A 5,619-nucleotide genomic window follows, 5' to 3' on the forward strand; every position below is an offset into this window, starting at 1 on the left:
GGCTTCTTCGCTGGGTCCGACGGGGACGGGGTGCTCGCCGACGCGTTGGGAGCCGATCAGGCCGCGGAGCAGGGTGAGCCAGCGGCTGAACACGATGGTGGCCCGTTGCCGGGCTTCGACGGGGTCGAGCTGTGCCCAGCCCTTGGCCAGCGGGCCGAACGCCAACGGGTTGATCCGGGCGTGGAGGCCTTGCCCAATGGCGATGGGCTCGACCCCCAGGGTGCGGCACAGGATCTCGTACTCGTCCTTCGGATCGCCGAGCACCAAGGTGCGGTAGCCGAAACCCATCATCCGCAGGCAGAACGCCTTCATCGTGGCCGACTTGCCCATGCCGGGCTTGCCGAAGCAGAACACGTTGGGGTTCGACACAGGGATGTCAGGGTCGAGCACCCACCCATTCGGGTCGGCGTAGAACGAGGTGCGGGAGAACAGGTCGAGCCCCATCTGGGCGCCGCGCGGCGGCAACGCCGGGCTGGCCACCAACGGCCACAGCACCGGCGCCTGGTCGGCGGTCATCCGCCACACCGACACCGGCGCGGACGCCGGGGACCAGCCGCGGCCACGCCGCCTGGGTCCGCGCGGGTTGGCCATGGCGAACAGCCTGGGTTCGCGCCCGGGGTCGGCGGCGGCGGGGCGGGTGGGGAGGTCGTGGCCGAAGTCGGCCATGAGGCGTCCGACGTCTCGTCCGCCACTGTGCTGTCGCATCGCTGGTTCCTCTAGCTTTCGGTGGCGCGCAGCAGGCTGGTGCCGAGTGGGGTGGCGGTCGCGGCGAAGGCGGCGTCTTGGGCGAGGTCGAGGCGGAGTGGGGCAAAGCCGGCGTGGCGGATGGCGGAGTCGAGGCGGCGTCCGTATTCGGCGATGCGTTGGGTTTTGGGGGCTGTGACGGTGGCGACGGCGTAGGGCCGGATGAGCGCGTTGCCGGTGGCCAGGCGGGTGTCGAGGCTGCGGGTCCGGGCGAGGGCGATGCGGTCCTTGGCGCGGGTCTTCACCCCCGCTTTGGCGCGGAGTTCTTCGCCCATGTCGGCGGCCCATTCGGCGCTGGCGGTCTGCTTGTCAGCGGTGCTCTGGGCCATGATCGGGAACGAGACGAGCAGGCAGCGGCGTTCTTCGGGTTCGGTGGGTGCCAGGACCGGGGCGAGCGCGCCGATCACCGCCCCGCGCGCGGGGAGCTTGATGGTGGCGCTGATGCTGTTCCAGGCGTCGTGGCTGTAGTGCCGGATCGCGAGGTCGGCGCCGGACGGTCCGGCCATCGCCCACGGCACGTCCGGGTTCACATTCGGGTTGACGGCGTGAGCGGTGAGCGCGTCGACGATGGAGGCGCGGTCGCCGGGCGCGAAGCCGGTGCGGACGGCGGCGGCGAGCTGGGGTGAGGTGAGCCACTCGACGTCGCGGATGCGCAGTCCTGCGCGCAGGTGTTCCTCGACCTCGGCCATCACCATGGCTAGGGCGCGCGCCCGTCCGTCCACGCCACGGCCGTACTCGCGCGCTTCGCGGGCCAAGCGGCGTTCGGGCACCACGACGGTGACGAAGGTTTCGGTGCGTACCGCGGCGCGGGTCAGCAGCTGGGCGAGGCCTTGGTTGACCTGTCGGGCGAGGTCGGGGGCGTCGGGGTGTTGGTGGCGGCGCATCCATTGGTCGCGTTCGGCGCCGTCGTCGGGCACGGAGCGGACGGTGAACAGCAGTTCGTCGACGAGTTCGGTGCGGGCGCAGGCGTTGAGCAAGGTGGTGAGCCCGGCGCCTTGGCTGGCACGTTCGGTCGCGTCGGCGGTGGCCAGGCCGGGGTGGGTGATGGCGGCGGTGACTGCCCAGGTGCGGACGGCGTGGTGCTGGATGATCGCGACTCGCCGCTGGTCGATTCCTTGGGGCGGTCCGTCATGGACGGTGATCGCGGAGAGCGCTCCGGGGAGGTCGGCCTCGTCCAGCTCTCCGGACTGTCCGGTGGTGGCGCGGGCACGGAACCGGGTCCAGCCGGCGATGCCGCCGGCGGTGTGGCGGAGGGTGGCACCGAGCCAGCCGAACGCGGTGCGACCGGCGATTGGGACGAGCACCAGGGTCGCGATGAGCGCCCAGGCGACGAGGAAGCCGAGCAGAAGTCCCCACTGTTGGCGGCTGAGTGCCCAAACCGCGGGGATGCCGGTGGCGACGGTGGCGATCAGCTGCGGCCCGGACAGGCCGAAGAAGTAGCCGGTGCGATCCTTGGCGTACTCGTCGTACACGACTGAACCCATGGCAAGGTCTCCTTCCTAGACTGCCACCGCAGCCGCTTCGGCCGCGCTAGTCCCGCCCGCGGCCGCGCCGCCGCCGGTGGTGGCCGACCCAGCGCCGCTGCCGCCTGCGCCGGACCCGCCCGCGGCGGGAGTGCGAGGCGGTGGGGCGGTGGGCGGCTCGTTGGCTGTTTGTGCTTGCTGGTTGGCGCGAGCAGCGTCGCTGCTGTTGCCGGTCTGGTCGGGGTAGTAGCTGTTGTTGCCGACTCCGGCCTGGTTGGTGGTGTCGGCCATCACTGCCGCGGCGGTAGCGCCGACCTTGGTCATGGCGCCGATGCCAGCGGCGGCGAATGCTCCGACGGGTCCGAGGACGCCGAGCCCGGAGGACACGCCACCGGCCGCGCGGCTGGTTGTGGTGGCTTCGGCGCTCGCCTCCCCGGCGGAGCGTCCGGAGTCGTCGGCCTGGGCGGCGGTCGCGTCGCCGCTCGTGGCAGGGTTGCCGCGCAGCAAGCCCTGGAGTCCGCCGGAGGCGGCCAGCCCGGCGCGCATCGCCGCACCCGACGCGGTTCCGGGATCCACAAAGGCGAGCAGCTTGAACAGGGCGAGCGGGGCGAAGGAGGCGATGCAGATCAGGATCACCGCCGGGATGGCGGTGGCGATCGACGCGAGCGCGCCGGCCGACTGGCCGGTGGCGACGCCGGTGGCGAACTGCATGCCGATGCCGGTGACCATGACAGTGATGACGGGGGCCAGGGCGGCGGCGTGGAACCAGCGCAGCGACTTCCAGAACCAGACCCTGGTGGTCTCAGTCGCCAGCCCAGCAGCCGAAATCGGTGTCGTAGCGACGATCACCATCAGCGCTGCGGCGCGGGTCAGCATCATCACCACGTGGGCAATCGCGGCGATCCAGACCAGGATGCCGAGCACGCCGAGGATGGTGGCGGTCGCGGCGTCGGTGATGTCCTTGGCCTCGATCGGCGTCCACGGCTGCCAGTCACGCCAGCTGGTGACGTTCAGCAGCGACTCCATCAGGCTGCGGGATAGGCCGCTGGACGCCGCGACGATCAGAACGGTGTAGCCGATCCAGGCGGCCCACACCAGCGCGAACTGGACCAGGCCGATCAGGGCGCGGGCGAGTTCGCGTCCGTCCCGTTTCGCGGCGGCGATGCCGAGCTGCACCAATCCGAGGATCAGCAGCAGGGCTGCGGCCAGCCAGAATGTGACCCGGTATAGCTCACCGGCCGGGCCGTGCTCGGACAGGTCGGGGGTGAGCAGGGAGTCGACCCAGCCCAGGATCAGTCGCAGCACCCACAGCCCGGAGTTCCACACCGCCAGCATGGCGGCGGTCCAGCCCTCGACAACGATCCGGCCGGCGATCGACCCCATGGTCTCGAACGGGTTCGGCAGCGGGATCATCGCAGCACTTCCTGCTCAGCGCTCACCCAAGTGAGCCAGCCAGCAGCGAGCGCGGCCTTCGAGCCGGGCCATGCGGACGGTGCAGGTGCGGGTGGCGTGCCCGGTGCGATCTGCCAGCGGCCGTCGGACCATTGCATGCGAGCGCAGTGTCCCCAGCCCATTCGGTAGTCGGCCCGGATCGTCGCCCGCACATCCAGCAGCACACAAGCCAGCACCCAGTCCGGACCGTCAGTGCCCTTAACCAGCCCGCCGGCCGGGGTGACCGTGACCGTGGTGGCGGCGTCCTTCACCGACCCCTGGCGAGCGCCACGCAGGAACGCGGCCACGTTCACCGTCAGATCCCACTCCTCCAGCCCGGGCCCGCCAGGTATCACCCAAGCGCGGTGAGCTTCGCCGGTGTAGGCGATGTCCATGGCTTCCAGGACGGCAACGTCGATCGCGGCAAGTTGGGCGACCGCCCCCTCGGCGGTGTGGCCGTATACCGGGACCCCGGCCGGGCCGCGGCCCTCGAGGGCGTTCGGGAGGCGGATCGGGGGTGCCGGGGTGAGCGCCGGGTCGGGTCGGGTCGCGTCCGCCGGGTCGAGGCTGGGCATCGGCGCGGCGGCGATGTCGTCGCGTGGGTGTGCTGACGGCGGCGCACCCAACCCACCCCCAGGTGGCGCGCCGCCGTCAACGATCAAGGTCGGCTGCAGCGAACTGGCCATCAGGATAGCCGCGCCGCCCACCAGTACGACGGCGATCGCGACCAATCCAATCAGGACGGCCTGCAGGCGGGCGCGGCTCCACGGCTGCGCCGGTTCGGAGGGGTTCTGGCGGGACATGGCAGGTGCCTAGATGCAGCCGTTGCCGACGATGCTGTCGAGGGTGCCGGGCCAGATCATGTAGCAGATCGCGGCCAGCACGACGACGCACAGCCCGATGACGCCCCACTTGGAGGCGTTGTGCATGCTGAGCATCTTCCCGGCCGCGATCGCGCCGATCGAGACCAGTCCGGCGAGAGCGAAGATGGCCAGAACGCCCCAGGCGACGTTGCCGGTGACCTGGTCGACGATGGCCTGCGCCCCGGGCGGCGCCTTCGGACAGATCTCCAGCGGGATCAGGAGGAAGCGGTTGAGGGTGGTCATGGCAGGAGTCCTTCCAGAAGCTGGCGGGCGGTCACCCCGAACGCGCGGGGCAACGGTTCGGTGGTGATCCCTGACATCGCCAGGGCAGAGTTCGGCGGAAGCGACATAAGGCGGCCGGAAGCGCGGAGCTGCTCGGTCCGCGAGCCGAGGGAGCGCTCGACCGGACTCGGGAGCCGACGAGGCGACGCGACCATCACGGCCCAGCAGCGATCCGGGCCATATGCTGTCAGGGCGGCTTCGAGGCGGGCCATTCCGGGGATCGACGCTCGTGTGACCAGGACCACCCGCGGGCAGGTGCGGGAGAGGTCGGCGACCCACCCGGTCTGGGTCAGGAGTTGGCGGGGTTCCCACCAGGAGTCGACGACGGTGAGCCAGCCGGGGTCGCCAGGCAGCGGGACCGGGATGCCTTGGGGTGTGGACGGGTGGTCGTGGCGGCGCTGGATCAGGGTGGTGTTGCGGCGTCCGGCGAGCCAGCCGTTCGCGGCCTCCCCGAGTTCGGCGGTGCTGGCTCCGGCAAGCCCTGAGTTGGACGCGGGCGCGCAGTCCACCACCCGCGCCCGGTCGATGGCACCGGCCAACAGCAACGCGACCGTCGAGGCGCCCACCGAGCCGGCGCAGCCCACCACCAGGACGGGAACCTCACCCGGTGCTGGCTGCCACGCGGCCACCGCAGGAGCCGGCTCAGCCGTGGCCGGCGGTGTCACGGTGGCGCTCCGGAACTGGCCTCGCTGGACGGCGAGCCAGGCGTCCAGCAGCTCGCCGATCGGCACCGGTCGGGTAACCGTCCGGACGCTGCTGCGGGTGGTGGGTTGGGTCATGTCGCGGAACTCCTCTCGCTTCCCTAGGCCCACGAGGGGGTGCGATCAGGACGCGAG

Annotated in this window: 5 protein-coding genes and 1 pseudogene; all 6 read right to left on the bottom strand. The window is 71.4% G+C overall.

The annotated features are described in order from the left end of the window. A pseudogene (locus VB080_RS12640) lies at positions 1-705 on the bottom strand (ATP-binding protein); the annotation flags it as partial. An 11-nt stretch (positions 706-716) separates the two neighbouring features. Continuing rightward, positions 717-2,228 carry an SCO6880 family protein gene (locus VB080_RS12645; protein ID WP_323418812.1) on the bottom strand — a complete coding sequence of 504 codons (1,512 nt, stop codon included), beginning with the start codon at positions 2,226-2,228 and terminating at the stop codon, positions 717-719. Between the two features lie 15 nt (positions 2,229-2,243). Further along, entirely contained in the window at positions 2,244-3,620 is a 1,377-nt protein-coding gene (locus VB080_RS12650; RefSeq protein ID WP_323418813.1) for a hypothetical protein, read from the bottom strand. Continuing rightward, entirely contained in the window at positions 3,617-4,441 is an 825-nt protein-coding gene (locus tag VB080_RS12655) for a hypothetical protein (protein WP_323418814.1), read from the bottom strand. The genes VB080_RS12650 and VB080_RS12655 overlap by 4 nt, the downstream gene beginning before the upstream one ends. A 9-nt stretch (positions 4,442-4,450) precedes the next feature. Beyond that, positions 4,451-4,744, bottom strand: a complete 294-nt coding sequence (locus VB080_RS12660) for a hypothetical protein (RefSeq protein ID WP_323418815.1) — start codon at positions 4,742-4,744, stop codon at positions 4,451-4,453. Next, on the bottom strand, positions 4,741-5,562 hold the full coding sequence (locus VB080_RS12665) for a hypothetical protein (protein ID WP_323418816.1): 822 nt from the start codon (positions 5,560-5,562) through the stop codon (positions 4,741-4,743). Before VB080_RS12665 ends, VB080_RS12660 begins: the two co-directional genes overlap by 4 nt. Between the last annotated feature and the right edge of the window lie 57 nt (positions 5,563-5,619).

Source organism: Propionicimonas sp., assembly GCF_034927565.1.
In the GTDB taxonomy this organism is placed as follows: Bacteria; Actinomycetota; Actinomycetes; order Propionibacteriales; family Propionibacteriaceae; genus Propionicimonas.

Bases quoted from the DNA above. Each gene is read 5' to 3' on its own strand.
- VB080_RS12665 (WP_323418816.1), bottom strand. From the start codon at position 5,562: ATGACCCAACCCACCACCCGCAGCAGCGTCCGGACGGTTACCCGACCG.
- VB080_RS12645 (WP_323418812.1), bottom strand. From the start codon at position 2,228: ATGGGTTCAGTCGTGTACGACGAGTACGCCAAGGATCGCACCGGCTAC.
- VB080_RS12650 (WP_323418813.1), bottom strand. From the start codon at position 3,620: ATGATCCCGCTGCCGAACCCGTTCGAGACCATGGGGTCGATCGCCGGC.
- VB080_RS12655 (WP_323418814.1), bottom strand. From the start codon at position 4,441: ATGTCCCGCCAGAACCCCTCCGAACCGGCGCAGCCGTGGAGCCGCGCC.
- VB080_RS12660 (WP_323418815.1), bottom strand. From the start codon at position 4,744: ATGACCACCCTCAACCGCTTCCTCCTGATCCCGCTGGAGATCTGTCCG.